The organism is Sphingomonas sp. SUN019 (genome assembly GCF_024758705.1).
Taxonomy (GTDB): Bacteria; Pseudomonadota; Alphaproteobacteria; order Sphingomonadales; family Sphingomonadaceae; genus Sphingomonas.
This window is the reverse complement of sequence record NZ_CP096971.1, coordinates 2,225,823-2,241,597: the sequence shown is the minus strand read 5'-3', so window position 1 is coordinate 2,241,597 and position 15,775 is coordinate 2,225,823. Positions and strand designations below refer to the sequence as shown.

The window sequence follows — 15,775 nt, the reverse complement described above, 5'->3', positions numbered from 1 at the left end:
AACGCACGAAGATCGAGGCCCTCGCGCAAGCCGTGCTCGACGCGCGCGCCGCGCATCCGACCGCCAGTCTGGCCGACCTTTACGATCCCGACACGATGCCCGCCGATCTCCGCCGCGCGCATCACGCGCTCGATGCGGCCGTTGACAAACTCTATCGCCCCTCCCCGTTCGCGTCGGACCGCGACCGCGTCGAACATCTGTTCGGCCGGTATGAGGCGCTGGTGAACCCGCTGGCCACCACCGGCGTCCGCGCCAACGTCCGCGTCGCCCGTCGCCGTGCGCGCAACGCGGACGCGCCGTGACCTTCGGCCCGGCAGCTTGTCTCGCACGCCCAGCGACACCATTTCCTTGGGCGCAGAGGGAAGGCGCGAAAGCACCGTTTCCCGGAACCTTCGGAACCCTTGCCCGCTCCCGGCCCCCTCGCTTCCCTTTTCACAGGCGTTCCGCTAAGGGCGCGCCACGCGTCCGAACCCGAAAGAGACACTGCTTGGCGAAAGAAGAACTTCTCGAAATGCGTGGGCAGGTGGTCGAACTGCTGCCCAATGCGATGTTCCGCGTAAAGCTGGAGAACGATCACGAAATCCTCGGCCATACCGCAGGCAAGATGCGCAAGAACCGCATCCGCGTGCTGGTCGGCGACGAAGTGCTCGTCGAACTGACCCCCTACGACCTGACCAAGGGGCGGATCACCTATCGCTTCATGCCTGGCCGCGGCGGCCCCGGCCCGCAATAAGGGCGGCGGCGGATGCCGCCCGAAAACCGGCTTGTTTTAGCATCGTCATCCCCGCGCCGCCGCGAGCTGCTCGCGCGGATCGGCATCGTGCCGACGCGCATCGCCGCGCCCGCGATCGACGAAGCGCCGCTGAAGGGCGAACTGCCGCGCGTCTATGCGCTACGCCTCGCGGTCGAAAAGGCCGCGGCGGTGGAGCGCGCGCCCGACGAAGTGGTGATCGCAGGCGACACGACGATCGCGCTCGGCCGCCGCATTCTGCCCCCGGCCGAGACAGAGGCGGTCCAGCGCGACCTGCTGACGAAGCTCTCCGGCCGCCGCCATCACGCCTTGTCCGCGGTGTGCGTGATCGCGGCCGACGGCAAAGTCCGCACCCGCCTGTCCGACACGATCGTCGCATTCAAGCCGCTCTCGGCCGCGGAGATCGACCAATATGTCGCGTGCGGCGAGGGCCTTGGCAAAGCGGGCGGCTACGCGATCCAGGGCCGCGCCGAGGCGTTTGTCCGTTTCCTCTCCGGCTCGCATTCCGGCGTGGTGGGCTTGCCCCTGTTCGAAACCCGCGCGCTGCTCGCGGCGGCGGGCGTTTATGCCTGAATGGCTGTATGAGGACGGTATCGGCGAGGCGCGCGCCGCGCTGATCGACGATGACCGCATCGTTCAGGCGCGGATCGAACTGGTCGACACCGCGCACCGGCTCGGCGAGGTCGTCACGGGCAAGCTGACCGATCGTACGATCGTGACGCTCGACGACGGCGTGGAAGTCCTGCTCGACCGCGCACCATCCGGCGTGACGCAAGGCCAGCGCATGACCGTCGAGATCGTCCGCGAGGCGATCCCCGAACACGGCCGCCCCAAGCGCGCCAAGGCGGTGCTTAGCGAGCGCGACCCAACACCCGGACCACGCTTACGCGACCGTCTCGACGGCGCGGTCCGCGACCTGCGGGCGCACGAACCCGACGTGCTGGAGGCGGCGGGCTGGTCCGAAGTGCTCGACGAGGCGCTGACCGGCGAGATCGCGTTCGCGGGCGGCGCATTGCGCATGACCCCGACGCCTGCGATGATCCTGTTCGACGTCGATGGCGATGGCCCGCTGGAGCTGCTCGCCGAACGCGCCGCGATGGCGGTGGCGCAGGCGATCGTGCGGCACGACATCGGCGGTTCGATCGGCGTCGATTTCCCCACGCTCGCCGGGAAGGCCCCGCGTCAGGCGGTCGCCGCGGCGATCGATGCGCATCTTCCCCAGCCGTCCGAGCGCACCGCGATGAATGGCTTCGGCTTCCTCCAGATCGTCCGTCCGCGGCTGCGCGCCTCGCTCCCCGAACTGCTCCGCGCCGATCCCGTCGCCTCGGCCGCCCGCGCCGCGCTGCGCACGATCGAGCGAACCCCGCCAACCGCGCCCAACACCCACCGCCTGCCGCCCGCGGTCCGCGCGCGGATCGAGGCTCGCGCCGACTGGCTGGCAGACCTCGTGCGCCGGACCGGGCGAACCCCTATGTTCGACACATGACGAAGACGAAATGCCCCGTGTGCCGCGCGCCGACCGCGCCAGAGCACAACCCATTCTGCAGCCGCGGCTGCCGCGATCGCGATCTGCTGCAATGGCTGGGCGAAGGCTATCGCATCCCCGGACCGCCGGCCGATCAAGCCGGGCTGGAGAACAGTCTGGACAGCGGCGAAGACCGCGACTAGGGGAACCGCTCCCGGCCGCAAGGCCGTGTGCCCGAGTAGCTCAGTTGGTAGAGCATGCGACTGAAAATCGCAGTGTCGGTGGTTCGAATCCGCCCTCGGGCACCACCTTTTTGGTAAGACGGCACCAGCCCGCTCCCCCACCCGACCTCCCATTCAGGATATGCTGTGGGAGGCCGGGTGGGGGAGCGGGCTGGTGCCGTCTTCAAAACAAACAGCCCTTCAGGCCGGACTTCTCGGCTTCTTTCCTTTCAGCGCCGACAGCACCCCGCGCAGCGTCCGCACCTCCTGACTCGACCAGCCGGGTTTCGTCAGCAACGTGCGCAGCGTGCGGCGCGATGTTTCGGCGCGCGCGGGCGGGAAATAATAGCCGGTCGTCGCCAGCATCGCCTCCAGTTGCGCGATCATCCCCTCCAGCTCCTCCTGCGGCGCGGGCAGCGGCAGGTCGGTCTCGGGCGGCTGCGACAGTTTCTGCCCCTTGGACCATTCATAGGCGACCAGAATCACCGCCTGCGCCAGATTGAGGCTGCCGAACTCGGGGTTGATCGGCACGGTGATGATTGTCCGGGCGAGCGCCACGTCGTCCGTCTCCAGCCCCGACCGCTCCGGCCCGAACAGGATCGCGACGCGCCCCGGCACGGTGTGGATCGCGTGCGCGGCCTGCTCCGGGGACACGACCGGCTTGGTCACCCCGCGCTTGCGCACCGTCGTCGCATAGACGTGCGCGCAATCGGCCACCGCTTCGGCGACGGTGTCGAACAGCTGTGCTTTTTCCAGTACGATGTCTGCGCCGGACGCAGCGGGTCCGGCGAGCGGGTTCGGCCAGCCGTCGCGTGGGGCGACGAGGCGCAGGTCGACCAGCCCGAAGTTGAGCATCGCGCGCGCCGCCTTGCCGATGTTCTGCGCGAGTTGCGGGCGGACCAGAACGATGATGGGGTTGGTTGCTGGAGCGGTCCTTCGAGACGAGCCTTCGCCTCCGCTCAGCCCTTCCTCAGGACGAATGGGGGGTGGTTGATCCACCCGCTCATCCTGAGGAGCCGCTGAGCTTGTCGAAGCGGCGTCTCGAAGGGCTCGAAGGACGGCCCGGCTCGACAACGTCCGAAGCGCCGCAAAATCGCCCCGGATCAGCGCCTCCTTCTTGGCGCGCGACCAACCCTTTATCTGATGTTCCGCGCGAAAGGCTTGATCGCGTTCCTCGAATATTTCGCACCAGACGAGTTCGACCGGTCTCCGCGATTGAGTGTAGCCTTTCAGCGTCCCCTGCTGGTGCGCGACCAGCCTTGCCTCGAGATTGTCGGAATGCCCGGCATGATAGCTGCCGTCGGCGCATCGCAGCAGATAGGCGTGGAACGTCACCGTCCTTCGTGACGAGGCTTCGACAAGCTCAGCCTCTCCTCAGGATGAGCGCGATGGGATTGCAACGGGATCAGAATCGTTCTCATTGGTATTGGGTGTCACTGTGAAACAACGGCTGAACCATCATCCCCGCCCCACCTCCTCCACCGACCCCGCAAACGCCTCGAAATCCTTCGCCTCGCTGAAATCGCGATAGACGCTGGCGAAGCGGATGTAGGCGACCGAATCGAGGCCCTTCAGCCCGTCCATCACCATCTCCCCGATGCGTTTCGACGACACGTCAGATTCGCCCTGCGTCTCCAACTGGCGCTGGATGCCCGACACCAGCCGTTCGATCGCCAGCGCGTCGATCGGCCGCTTGCGCGCGGCGATGCCGATCGAGCGGAGCAGTTTCTCGCGCTCGAACGGTTCGCGGCGGTTCTCGGATTTGACGACGGTCAGTTCGCGGAGCTGGATCCGTTCGAACGTGGTGAAGCGTGCGGCGCAGCCCTCGCATTGCCGCCGTCGCCGGATCGCCGCGCCGTCCTCGGTCGGACGGCTGTCCTTCACCTGGCTCGCGTCATGTCCGCAGAACGGGCAACGCACCTAGATCTTGTCTCGCTTGCTGTAGGCATAGGCCGCACCGACGACGGCGCCGATCACCGGGCCGATGAAGGGCACGGGGATCGCGACGACCGCGCCCAGCGCGCCCCATTTCGCCATGCTCTTGCCGAGGCCCGGCGTGTTCTTCACATTATCCTGCACTTCGTCGATCTTCGACATTCGCGTTATCCTTGATAGATCGGGAATCGTGCGCACAGCGCGCGCACGCGGTTGCGGACGTCGGCTTCGACTGCGGGGTCGCCGCCTTCGCCCTTCTGACGCAGGCCGTCGAGCACGTCCGCGACCATGTTGCCGATCTCGCGGAATTCAGCGACGCCGAAGCCGCGCGTGGTGCCCGCGGGGCTGCCGACGCGGATGCCACTGGTCTTCACCGGGGGCAGCGGATCGTTGGGGATGCCGTTCTTGTTGCAGGTGATCCCGGCGCGCTCCAGCGCTTCGTCGGCGTCCTTGCCGGTCACGCCCAGCGGGGTCAGGTCGACCAGCGCGAGGTGCGTGTCGGTGCCGCCAGAGACGAGGTCCGCGCCGCGTTCCTTCAGCGTCGCCGCCAGTACCTTGGCGTTTTCCACCACGGCGGCGATATAGCTGTTGTACCCCGGCTCGAGCGCCTCGCCGAACGCGACCGCCTTGGCGGCGATGACGTGCATCAGCGGGCCGCCCTGCAGCCCCGGGAAGACCGCCGAGTTGATCTTCTTGGCGATCGCCTCATCATTGGTCAGCACCATGCCGCCACGTGGCCCGCGGAGCGTCTTGTGCGTCGTTGTCGTCACGACGTGCGCGTGCGGCAGCGGGGAGGGGTGATGGCCCGATGCGACCAGCCCTGCGAAATGCGCCATGTCGACCATGAAATACGCCCCGACCTTGTCCGCGATGGCGCGGAACCGGACGAAATCGATCTGCCGCGGATAGGCCGAACCTCCCGCGATGATGAGTTTGGGCTTGTGCTCGGTCGCGAGGCGTTCGACCTGATCGAAATCGATCAGGTGCGTCGCCGCATCGACGCCGTACTGCACCGCGTTGAACCATTTGCCCGACATCGCCGCCTTTGCGCCGTGCGTCAGGTGGCCGCCCGCATCCAGGCTCATGCCGAGGATCGTCTCGCCCGGCTTCACCAGCGCGAGCATCACCGCGCCGTTCGCCTGCGCGCCCGAATGCGGCTGGACGTTGACGAAGCCACAGTCGAACAGCCTCTTCGCGCGCTCGATCGCCAGCGTCTCCACCTCGTCGGACGGGTGGCAGCCCTGATAGTAACGCTTGCCCGGATACCCTTCCGCATATTTGTTGGTGAAGACCGATCCCTGCGCCTCCAGCACCGCCTTCGACACGATGTTCTCGGATGCGATCAGCTCGATCTGCGTCTGTTCGCGGTCGAGTTCGTGCGCGATCCCGGCAAACACCGCGGCGTCCGCATCGGCCAGGCCGCGGGTGAAAAAGCCGTCGGGCTGGACGTCGTGCAAGGCGGCGGGGTTGGTGCTCATGCGATTTCCTTCATCGAAAGCTTGTCGACGCGGTGCTGGTGGCGGCCGCCTTCGAAATCGGCGGACAGAAACGCCTCGACGCAGGCGATCGCCATCGTCTCGCCGATCAGTCGCGCGCCGAGCGCGATGGCGTTGGCGTCGTTGTGCGTGCGCGCGAGGCGCGCGGAGAGCGGTTCGCTGACCTGCGCGCAACGGCATGCCGGGTTGCGGTTCGCCGCGATCGCGATGCCGATGCCGGAGCCGCAGAGCGCGATGCCGCGGTCGGCGCGCCCGTCGGCCAGGGCTTCGGCGATCGCGAACCCGTAATCGGGATAATCGACCGACGCGTCGCCGTTGGTGCCGAGATCGATCACGTCATAGCGCTGATCGCGCAGCCATGCGGCGACGACCGTCTTCAGCGCGACGGCGGCGTGATCGGAGGCGATGGCGATGCGCATTCTTTGGGGTATTCCCGGGTGGCTGGCGGATCGACAGCGCCTTTACCCGCGCCGCCCGCCGAACGCCACCCGGAAGAAAAGTTACCCCGCTTTTGCCTGTTGCCGGAAGCGGTGGAGCAGGGGTTCGGTGTAACCGCTCGGCTGCGCGACGCCCTCGAAGATCAGCGCGCGCGCCGCCTGAAACGCCAGCCGGTCGCGGGTCAGCTTCACGTATAGCGGGTCGCCCGCATTCTGCGCATCGACCTTCGCCGCCATCCGGTCGAGCGCGGCGTCTACTTCCGCCTCGGTACAGACGCCGTGGAGCAGCCAGTTGGCGATATGCTGCGAGGAAATGCGCAGCGTCGCGCGGTCCTCCATCAGCCCGACGTCGTGAATGTCGGGCACCTTCGAACAGCCGACGCCCTGGTCGATCCAGCGCACGACGTAACCGAGGATACCCTGCGCATTGTTGTCGAGCTCCTCGCGCACTTCCTCCGGCGTCCAGTTGCGCCCGGCGGCGGCGAACGGGAGGGTCAGAAGCTTCGCCAGCGGCGGTACGGTCTCGGCAGCGATCTCCTGCTGTCGCGCGAACACGTCGACTTGATGGTAATGCAGCGCGTGAAGCGTGGCCGCGGTCGGGCTCGGCACCCAAGCGGTATTCGCGCCGCTCATCGGGTGACCGATCTTCTGCTCCATCATATCGGCCATCCGATCGGGCGTGGCCCACATCCCCTTGCCGATCTGCGCCTTGCCGCTGAGGCCGCAGGCGAGGCCGATGCGGACGTTGCGATCCTCATAGGCCTTGATCCAGTCCGCGGCCTTCATCTCGGCCTTGCGGATCATCGCGCCGCCCCGCATCGCGGTGTGCATCTCGTCCCCGGTGCGGTCGAGGAAGCCGGTGTTGATGAACACGATCCGGTCCTTGACCGCGTAGATGCAGGCCGCGAGGTTGGCCGAGGTGCGACGCTCCTCGTCCATCACCCCGACCTTCACCGTGTGCCGGTCGAGCCCGAGCAGATCCTCCACCGCGTCGAACAGCGCATTGGTGAAGGCGCACTCGTCCGGTCCGTGCATCTTGGGCTTCACGATATAGATCGATCCCGCGCGGCTGTTGCGCAGCGTGCCGAGGCCGTGCACGTCGTGCAGGCCGATCAGCGAGGTCATGATCGCGTCGAGGATGCCCTCCGGCGCTTCGCCGCCATCGGGCAGCAGGACCGCAGTCGTCGTCATCAGATGCCCGACGTTGCGCACGAACAGCAGGCTGCGGCCGGGCAGCGTGAAGGTCGAGCCGCTCGGCGCGGTCCATTCGCGATCCGGGTTCAGCGCGCGCGTGATCGTCCGCCCGCCCTTCTCGAAACTCTCCTCCAGATCGCCGCGCATCAGGCCGAGCCAGTTGCTGTACGCAGCGACCTTGTCGTCGGCGTCGACCGCTGCGACCGAATCCTCGAGATCGACGATCGTCGTCAGCGCGGATTCGAGGATGACGTCGGATATCCCCAGCGGATCGGTGGCGCCGATCGGGTGATCGCGGTCGACGACGATTTCGATATGCAGCCCGTTCTTCACGAACAGGAAGCCGCCATCGCGGCGCGCGAACGGCAGCGGGCACTCGCCGTCGGTCAGCGCCAGCGACCAGCCGGGAATCGCCTCGTCGAGAAAAGCGCGGACGCGAGCGATGACCGCCGCGCCACGCGCCGTGTCGTATCCGCCGGGGACAGCGGGCGGCGCGTCGAGTGCATCGGTGCCGTAGAAGGCGTCGTACAGGCTGCCCCAGCGTGCGTTTGCCGCATTGAGGACGAAGCGCGCATTCAGGCTGGGGACGACCAGTTGCGGCCCCGCCATCGTCGCGATTTCGGCGTCGACGCCCGACGTGCCGATCGTGAACGGCTCGGGTTCGGGCACGAGATAGCCGATCTCGCGCAGGAATGCTTCGTCGACCGGCTCACCGCCCGAGTAACGCGCGTCGATCTGCGTCTGCAACGCCTCGCGCTTGTCGAGCAGGGCGCGGTTTTCATGGACGAAGCGCGCGAAGATCGCCGCGGTCCCCTCCCAGAACGCCTCTGGTGCGATGCCGGTGCCGGGCAGCGCGCGCTCCTCGACGAAGCGGGCGAGCATATCGTCGACCGAAAGGCCGGCGCGGGTCTGCATGGAAATACCTCCGTTGAGCGTGTCGTGGCTGCCTGGGGAGGGCGCGAGCGCGATTAGGCTAGTCGGATGCAGAAGCGCAACATCAATCCTCCCCGGCACGGGGAGGGGGACCAGCCGCAGGCTGGTGGAGGGGGCGTGCCGCGCACGGCGTCGCTCGCGGTGATCCCCCTCCACCACCGGCTGCGCCGGCGGTCCCCCTCCCCGTGCCGGGGAGGATCGGTTATGCGCTCTGCCAGACCAGTTCCTCGCCGCCACCGACGACTTCGCCCGCGCTCCCGACCGGTTCGGCCGCGCCATTTGTCAGGAACGCGATCGTCGCCGCATCCTCCCCCGGCACCTTCGCCAGCGTCCGGCCACCCTCTGGCGTCCGCGCCACGACCACGCCGCCCTTCGCCGATCCGTCCCGTGCATAAAAGACGGTGTACGTCTCGATCGTCGCTGGACCGGCATAGTCCTTGACCAGTTCGGGCACCGGCCCGCGCGCGGCGTCCGCCTCCGCCTGGCAATCGAAGTCGTGCGCTTCGCCCGCGCCGGGCAGCGGTGAGGTCGCCAGCACGATCGCGTGATTGTGCGTCGCAAAGCCACCGTTCGCGAATAGTAGCCCCGTCGATCCTTCCCCGCCTCGCAATGCATCGACCATCTCGGCGACCGCATGGCTCATGTAGTTGCCGATCGGACCGCCACCGAAGGTCAGCCCGCCGAACACCGTTGCGGGCCTGTCGACCGGCCAGCCGATCACGCGCCGCGCCATCTTCGGCACGCAAGGAAAACACGAATAGAGTTCGACCAGATCGAGGTCGTCCGCCGTCACCGCGTTGAACTCCAGCGTGCGGCGCAGGCACACCTCCATGCTGGGCGACGCGTCGTAGCGGTCGCGCATCAGGAAATCGTCATGCTCGTGCGCTGCCGCGCCGCGTCCGACATAGATCACGCGCCCATCGGGCACGCCGCGGCGGCGCGCTTCGGCGAGACTCGTGACAATGAACCCCGCGCCTTGATTGACGGAGGAATTGGCGACCATCAGCTTGGTGTAGGGAAAGGCGATCGGGCGATTGTCGGCGGTCGGTTCGACTACGTCTTCCGCTGTCCGCGGTGCGTGGATCCATGCCGCCGGGGTCTGCGCAGCCACGTCCGAAAAGCGCGACCAGATCTCGCCCGATTCGCGCTGTCCCTCGGCCAGCGTCTGCCCGTAAGCGGCGCGCCCGGCATTCTCGTACAGCGGATAGACATCGACCGGCGTGGTCAGGCCGTAGCGCTGACGGTAGCCCGGCGCGCGGCCTTCGACGAGTTTGCGCAAGGGGTTCTGCGCGGCGAGATCGGTCTTCGCAGCGAGCGCGGCGCGCTGGCTCGCGGTGCGCAACGCCTCCGCCCCCACGACCAGCGCGATCGTCGCCTCGCCGCGCGCAATGCGGTTGGCGGCTTCGTTCAACAGCAGGATCGGGCTGTCGCCGTTCGGGCCGACCGATTCGTACGCGTGGCTTCCGCCCGCACCGATCGCATCGGCCAGTTTCTGCGCGAGCGGATTGTCCTGCCGGAAACTGATCTGCTGCACCACCGCGACCGAATCCGCATCCGCCAGCCAGCCGTCGCCCGCGTCGCGATCGGCCTCCTTCAGCGCGGCCTCCATCAGCCCGAGCGAATCGAGGCCCTGCAGCGGGTCGGAGGGGCGATCGTTGACTTGCCCGACGCCGACGATGACCGCGATGCGCTCAGGGTTGTTGGCCGGGTCGGCCATCACTTCGCCTTCCACACGGGCGCGCGCTTCTCGGCGAATGCCTTCGGCCCCTCGCGCGAATCCGCGCTGGTGAAGACGATCTTCGCTTCGCCGCGGTTTTGCGCCCACGGCGCCTCCTCGCGCGCGATCTTTCCGTCGACGATGCCCTGCGCCATCCGCTTCGATGCCTGCACCGACAGCGGCGCGTTGACTGCGATCCGTTCGGCGAGCGCGAAGGCGGCGTCGAGCAGCCCGTCGCGCGGGGCGAGGGCGTTGACCAGCCCCAGTTCCAGCGCACGGGTCGCTGAAATCGGGTCGCCGGTCAGGATCATCTCCAGCGCGATCTTCTTCGGCAATTGATCCGCCAGCCGGAACACGCCGCCGGCGGCCGCGAACAGCCCGCGCTTGGCTTCGGGCAGCCCGAAGCGCGCGGTGTCGACCGCGACCGCCAGATCGCACGCCAGCGTGATCTCCAGCCCGCCACCCAAAGCATCGCCGTTGACGCACGCGATCATCGGCTTGCTGATCGCGTGGGTGATAAGCCCCGCGAACCCCCACGCCTGCTTCGTCTTGTCATCAGGCGCGAGGCTCTCGCCGCGGGAGAGCGCAACCAGGTCCGCGCCCGCGCAGAACGCCTTGTCGCCCGCCCCGGTCACGATCACCGCGCGGATTTCGGGGTCGGTGTCGGCGGCGTGGAGTGCATCGCCGACGCCTTCGTGCACTTGAGCGTTCACCGCATTGCGCGCCTCGGGACGGTTGATCATGATCAGCATCACATGCCCGCGCGTCTCGACCGTGACCGCGTCGTTGCCCAGTTCGCTCATGGCTTTTCCTTCAGACAGCTTGTTCGATGATCTTGTCGGCCAGCAGCGGTGCTACGCCCGCGTCGTCCAGCCGCAGCCAGTCGCGCAGTATCTCGACGCTATGCTCGCCGATCCGCGGAGCGGGACCCTGTTCGGGGTCGGGGATGGTGGCGAAGTGCGCGGGTGCGATCTCCACTGCGGAATCCACCTCGATCAGCGGATGGTGCGCGATCCGGAAGAAGCCCCGCGCCTTATACTGCGGGGTGTCGGGCATCTCGACGACGCGCACCATCTTTCCGGCCGGAATGCCCGCCGCCTGCAGTGTCTCCATCACCTCGTCGGGCATGCGTTCCGCCGCCCACCGTTCGACCGATATACGATCGCAGCCGCGCGCAACGCTTGCCAAAAGCGCGCGATCGGCATCGTCGCGCACCGTCACGACGCACCATTCGTCCTCGCCCGCGCACGCGATCAGCCAATCCTCAATACGCTGGCCCGCCGACACCGGCAGCCCCGCCGCCCGCGCACCCAGCGCCGCAATCTTCGCCCCATTGTGCGCCAGCATCACCTCCGCCTGCGCGACGCTGGCGCTGCCGCCGCGCCCGGTGCGCATCCGCCGGATCAGCAGCGCCAGCGCGCCAACCGCGCCGATCCGCGCTGCGACGTGATCGGGATAGACCGTGATCGCGTCGGAAAAACTGTCGGGTTCGCCGGGATAGACCCACTCCTTCGCCAGCCCCGCCGAACAGCGCACTAAGGGGCCGTAGCCGAGCCGCTTCGACCACGGCCCCGTTGGCCCGAACGCCGAACTGTCGACCGTTACTAGCCGCGGGTTCGCGTCGCTCAGCGTCGCGGCATCGAAACCCAGCGCGGCCAGCGTGCCCGGCTTGAAGTTCGACAGCAGCACGTCGGCCTCGCGCACCAGATCGAGGAAAAGCGCCTTGCCGCGGTCGGATTTCAGGTCGATCGACAGTCCACGCTTGTTGCGATGCCCCGCGGCGAAGGTGATCGAGACCGGCGCATCGTCGCGCGACTGGCGCTGCCCGTCGGGAAACGCGCCATTCTCCACCTTCACCACGTCCGCACCCATGTCGGCGAACAGCCGCCCGGTTTCGCCGCCGACGACGATCACCCCTATGTCCAGCACCTTGACGCCGTCCAGCGGACGATCGGCGGGCGGGGGCGCATCGAACGCGGGGCGGGGGGCGTCGAACCGCGCATCGGAGATGTCGGGCGCGGGGCCGCGAACGCCCGCCCGCGCGCCGTCGATCTCGATCGTGCCGTTGGGGAAGGGGGCGGACAGGCCGGGCGCGACCTCGACCGGAACGAACGCGCGCCGCGCGGTCATCTGCGGCGTGACCGTCGCTTCGCTCGTGTCGAGCAGCGCGGCGGCGGGGACGCCGTGCGCCTCCGCCTCCGCCTCGATCCGGTCGCGCGTCTTGTCGGCAAGAAAATCGGCGATCGCGGGGAGCAACGTCGTCGAGCGGAAACGCGTTTGCAGCCGCTCCCACTCCGGCCCCGCGAATTGTTCCGGTTCGCCCATCCACCGGAACATGCCCCGCCACTGCCGCGGCGCGAGGATGCACAGCCGCACGAAGCCGTCGGCGCACGGAAAGATCGGATAGCGGTGCCGCTCGTCCACCCGCCCGCGTGACATCTTCCACAGCGGAATGCCGCTCTGCGCGCTTCCGGCAAGTCCGAAGCCGGGGTCGAGCGCCTGCATCCCCGCCTCGAGCAGCGACAGGTCGATATGCTCGCCCTTGCCGGTGCGCAGCCGCTGGACGAACGCGGCCAGCACGACCCATGCGGCCTGCGCGCAGGCGGTCTGCAGCGTCAGCTCGCCCGGCGGGATCAGCGGCTCGCGCCCCGGCAGGCCCGATCGGGACAGCCCGCCCGACAGCGCGTGCAGCACCGCGTCGCTTGCGGTCCATGAGGCCCACGGGCCATCCGACCCGAAATCGCTGATCGACAGGATCACGAGCGCGAGATGGCGCTCGCGCAGACCGGTTACGTCAACACCGGCCGCCAGTAGAATATCGGCTTCCGCGACCAGCGCCTCGAATGCAGCGGCGTCGGCGGGCAGGTCGAGGCCGATCGCGCGTTTGCCCAGGTTCGCGGCAGCGAACGACAGACTGACCCCGCCCAGCGTATCGCCCGCCCGTCGATCCGCTCCACCGCCGCGCGGCTCTACCCGGATCACATCCGCCCCCAGTTCGCCAAGCAAGCGCCCCAGCGCGCCTAGCGAACCGGGCACGCAATCGACGATGCGGACGCCCGACAGCGGAAGGTCTAGATCGGCCATGTCAGTTCGCGCCGCGCGGCGCTCTCCCGATAGAAAGTGAGGACCGCGTGGTCGTCACGCGCGCTGTCGATCAGCGCCGCGGACAGGGTCGCCCACTCGGCATCGAGAGCGGGCAAGGTTGCGTCGTCGCCGATCGCGGGTGCGTCGGCGGCCAACAGCACACGCATCGCCGCAATGTCCGCCACCCGCCACGCCGCAGCCTTCTCGGCTTCCTGCGCGGCCAGCAGCGCCAGCAGCCCGCTGACGAGAACCGTAGCGCCGCCGAACGCGTCATGCTCCGCCGCCGCCTGACCCGCGCCCGCCGAAACCAATCCCGCACCGGTCAGGATATGGCCGAGTTCGCTCTGGCCCGTCACCGAATCGACGCTCGGCGCATCGCCGCCCAGCTGTTCGGCGATGATCGCATCCTGCCGCCGCGCGGTGTACCAGCCGGACAGGCCGAGCACCGGATCGATCCGCCCGCCGTCGACGAACTCCCGGAACGCCGACGTCCAGATCGCGCGGCCCTTGACCGAATTGAACAGCGACCACCACGCCAGCGCCGCCGGATCGACGCTCAGCCCGCTCGCCGCCTCCCACGTCGCGATCGCCTGTTCGCGCGCGCACATCCCGCCGACCTTGCCTTCGACGAAATGCGTCCAGATCGGGTCGAGCGCCCAGCCGAGATCCTCCAGCGGATCGCCGAGATGCGCCATCTCCCAGTCTAACATCGCGAGCATCGTCCCCGCGCCGTCGTGCATCATGTTGCCCGACCGATAGTCGCCGTGGACGATCCGCACCGCCTGTGCGGGCGGCGGCGGATTCGCGCGCAACCGGCGGATCGCGGCGCGAACGATCGGCTGGGGGCTGAACGAATCCGCGTCGATCACACCTTCCCAATAATCGAGCACTACGCGCCAGCATTGGCCGGGGGCGGGCGCGTCGAGATGCTGCACGAGCGGCGTGCCCGCGGGATCGTGCGCGGCGAGGCGGCCGAGCGCCGCAAAGAATTGCTCGCCCAGCGCCGCGCCGTGCGCGCCGAACGGATCGCGTTCGAACGCGCTCGCCACCACGCCGCCATCGATCCGCTCCATGATGAAGAACGGCCGTTCCAGCTCCGCGCCGTCCGGCTCCAGCGCGACCGCGGCGGGGACGGGGACGATGCCTTGCGCGCTCTGGTATGCACGATATTCGGTCGCGCTTTCGGTATCGATCAGCCCCGCGGCCGGTTCGCGCCGCAGGATCAACGCGCGCACCGCCCCATCGACGGTGGCGTCGAAGCGATACGTCTCACGGCTCGCCCCGCCGGGGATGCGCGCCAAGTCCGTCACGCTTACCGGCGAACCCCACAGCCGGGTCAGATATGTCTCGATCTGCGGTGCGATGCTCATGCCGGGTCGAGCAGCCCGGTGAACCCCGACGGCGCGTGCGGCCCGATCGCGAGTTGTTCCAGCACCCCCTTGCCGCGGCGGACCGTGCCGTCGGGCAAGGTCATCGTTACCCCGACCGACGCCTGGATATGCAAATGATGCGGCTGCATCGGATCGAGATCGGCGACTACGAAATCCTCGCGCTCCACCGCTTCTCCCTCGTGCGCGCGGCCGTGGCCCCAGGTCGGGTGCCCGTAGCCCAGCCCGAGCATCATGAAGGTCTGCCCGATATCGAATTCGACCCTGGTCTTGCCGTGCGCGGCGGTCAGCGTCAGCCCCGCCGCCTGCGCCTGCCGGCTGCCCTGCCGCCAGCGCACTTCATAATTCGCGGCATCGTAATGATGCTCGTCCGCAATCCCACCGCCCAGCGGCCGCCACGCTGCGCGGCGGTTCCACAACCGGCCGTGCTCATCGTCGTTCGTGTGGAAATACAGGTCGCCCCCTTCCATCGCACACGGCGCCCACAGCCAGAAGAATTGCGGGACGATCGGCGGGTTCGGCGGTTGCGCATCGGGCGCGCCGATCGGGCGTACGCCCCAGCTTCGATCGCGCGTGCCGATCCAGCCGGTCACGTCGGTGCGCGCGCCGTCGACCTCGACCCAGCCCGCATATGATCCGTTCTGCGTCAGCCGCGTCACGTCCATCAGCACGCGCGGGCCGTTGCGGCGGGTGAAGCGCGGTTCCTCCAGCGGAAAGGCGCGCCCGGTGATCGTCAGGTCGGCGCGCATGCCTTGATCCGGCGCGTCGACGGTGATGCGCAGTTTCTTCAGCGGTTCGATCACCTCGATGCGGATTGGGCCGACCTGCGTGTCCATCCGCTCCATGGCGAGGCCGCGGCTGGCGTGGAGGTTCACTTGTTTGCCATCCATCAGCCAGCAGAACGACGCATCGATGACGTTCAGATGCGGATAGACTCCAAGTGCCGCGGCGAAGAACCCATCCTCCCCGACCCCGGGGGCATAGCCGTTGAAATAATAGCGGTCGTAGAAATTACGGTCGGTGCCCGCATAGGCGATCGGATCGGCGGTCTGGTGGATCGGATAATCGTCGCCGCGCGTCAGCACCATCGCCCGTCTCCTGCCCGCGGTCTCTCGCCGCGGCGCATCGTTGGACTACGCAGGCGCGCGCTGTCA

General features: G+C 68.2%; 16 protein-coding genes and 1 tRNA gene. 6 read left to right on the top strand and 11 right to left on the bottom strand.

Going from position 1 to position 15,775, the window contains the following annotated elements:
- Positions 1–32: 32 nt before the first annotated feature.
- From M0208_RS18565 to M0208_RS10700, 6 genes are all read left to right on the top strand, one after another.
- Positions 33–302 carry a type IIL restriction-modification enzyme MmeI gene (locus M0208_RS18565; RefSeq protein WP_408988146.1) on the top strand — a complete coding sequence of 90 codons (270 nt, stop codon included), beginning with the start codon at positions 33–35 and terminating at the stop codon, positions 300–302.
- Positions 303–487: 185 nt separating this feature from the next.
- Complete coding sequence (gene infA / locus M0208_RS10720; RefSeq protein WP_194953529.1) at positions 488–733, top strand: translation initiation factor IF-1; 246 nt, start codon at positions 488–490, stop codon at positions 731–733.
- A gap of 12 nt (positions 734–745) precedes the next feature.
- Positions 746–1,324 carry a nucleoside triphosphate pyrophosphatase gene (locus M0208_RS10715; protein ID WP_258891690.1) on the top strand — a complete coding sequence of 193 codons (579 nt, stop codon included), beginning with the start codon at positions 746–748 and terminating at the stop codon, positions 1,322–1,324.
- Positions 1,317–2,237: a ribonuclease gene (locus M0208_RS10710; protein WP_258891689.1), complete on the top strand. Its 921-nt coding sequence runs from the start codon at positions 1,317–1,319 to the stop codon at positions 2,235–2,237. Before M0208_RS10715 ends, M0208_RS10710 begins: the two co-directional genes overlap by 8 nt.
- Entirely contained in the window at positions 2,234–2,419 is a 186-nt protein-coding gene (locus tag M0208_RS10705; protein ID WP_258891688.1) for a DNA gyrase inhibitor YacG, read from the top strand. Before M0208_RS10710 ends, M0208_RS10705 begins: the two co-directional genes overlap by 4 nt.
- Positions 2,420–2,448: 29 nt before the next feature.
- Positions 2,449–2,524, top strand: a tRNA-Phe gene (locus M0208_RS10700).
- Between the two features lie 114 nt (positions 2,525–2,638).
- Here the strand turns inward: M0208_RS10700 and M0208_RS10695 are convergent.
- The 11 genes from M0208_RS10695 to M0208_RS10645 form a co-directional block, all read right to left on the bottom strand.
- Positions 2,639–3,772, bottom strand: coding sequence for a TrmH family RNA methyltransferase (locus M0208_RS10695; RefSeq protein ID WP_258891687.1), 1,134 nt, complete (start codon positions 3,770–3,772; stop codon positions 2,639–2,641).
- 123 nt (positions 3,773–3,895) lie between these two features.
- Positions 3,896–4,357: a transcriptional regulator NrdR gene (gene nrdR, locus M0208_RS10690; protein ID WP_258891686.1), complete on the bottom strand. Its 462-nt coding sequence runs from the start codon at positions 4,355–4,357 to the stop codon at positions 3,896–3,898.
- Complete coding sequence (locus M0208_RS10685) at positions 4,358–4,534, bottom strand: hypothetical protein (RefSeq protein ID WP_258891685.1); 177 nt, start codon at positions 4,532–4,534, stop codon at positions 4,358–4,360.
- A gap of 5 nt (positions 4,535–4,539) precedes the next feature.
- Positions 4,540–5,850 (bottom strand): serine hydroxymethyltransferase, encoded by a 1,311-nt coding sequence (gene glyA / locus M0208_RS10680; protein WP_258891684.1) that lies wholly within the window; start codon positions 5,848–5,850, stop codon positions 4,540–4,542.
- Positions 5,847–6,287: a ribose 5-phosphate isomerase B gene (rpiB, locus tag M0208_RS10675; RefSeq protein ID WP_258891683.1), complete on the bottom strand. Its 441-nt coding sequence runs from the start codon at positions 6,285–6,287 to the stop codon at positions 5,847–5,849. Before rpiB ends, glyA begins: the two co-directional genes overlap by 4 nt.
- Positions 6,288–6,368: 81 nt before the next feature.
- Positions 6,369–8,414 (bottom strand): malate synthase G, encoded by a 2,046-nt coding sequence (locus M0208_RS10670; protein ID WP_258891682.1) that lies wholly within the window; start codon positions 8,412–8,414, stop codon positions 6,369–6,371.
- A gap of 220 nt (positions 8,415–8,634) precedes the next feature.
- On the bottom strand, positions 8,635–10,149 hold the full coding sequence (locus M0208_RS10665; protein ID WP_258891681.1) for an acetyl-CoA acetyltransferase: 1,515 nt from the start codon (positions 10,147–10,149) through the stop codon (positions 8,635–8,637).
- Entirely contained in the window at positions 10,149–10,952 is an 804-nt protein-coding gene (locus M0208_RS10660; protein WP_258891680.1) for an enoyl-CoA hydratase-related protein, read from the bottom strand. The genes M0208_RS10665 and M0208_RS10660 overlap by 1 nt, the downstream gene beginning before the upstream one ends.
- A 10-nt stretch (positions 10,953–10,962) precedes the next feature.
- Positions 10,963–13,233: a CaiB/BaiF CoA-transferase family protein gene (locus M0208_RS10655; protein ID WP_258891679.1), complete on the bottom strand. Its 2,271-nt coding sequence runs from the start codon at positions 13,231–13,233 to the stop codon at positions 10,963–10,965.
- Positions 13,221–14,603, bottom strand: a complete 1,383-nt coding sequence (locus M0208_RS10650; RefSeq protein WP_258891678.1) for a phosphotransferase family protein — start codon at positions 14,601–14,603, stop codon at positions 13,221–13,223. The genes M0208_RS10655 and M0208_RS10650 overlap by 13 nt, the downstream gene beginning before the upstream one ends.
- Positions 14,600–15,709, bottom strand: coding sequence for a hypothetical protein (locus M0208_RS10645; protein WP_258891677.1), 1,110 nt, complete (start codon positions 15,707–15,709; stop codon positions 14,600–14,602). The genes M0208_RS10650 and M0208_RS10645 overlap by 4 nt, the downstream gene beginning before the upstream one ends.
- Between the last annotated feature and the right edge of the window lie 66 nt (positions 15,710–15,775).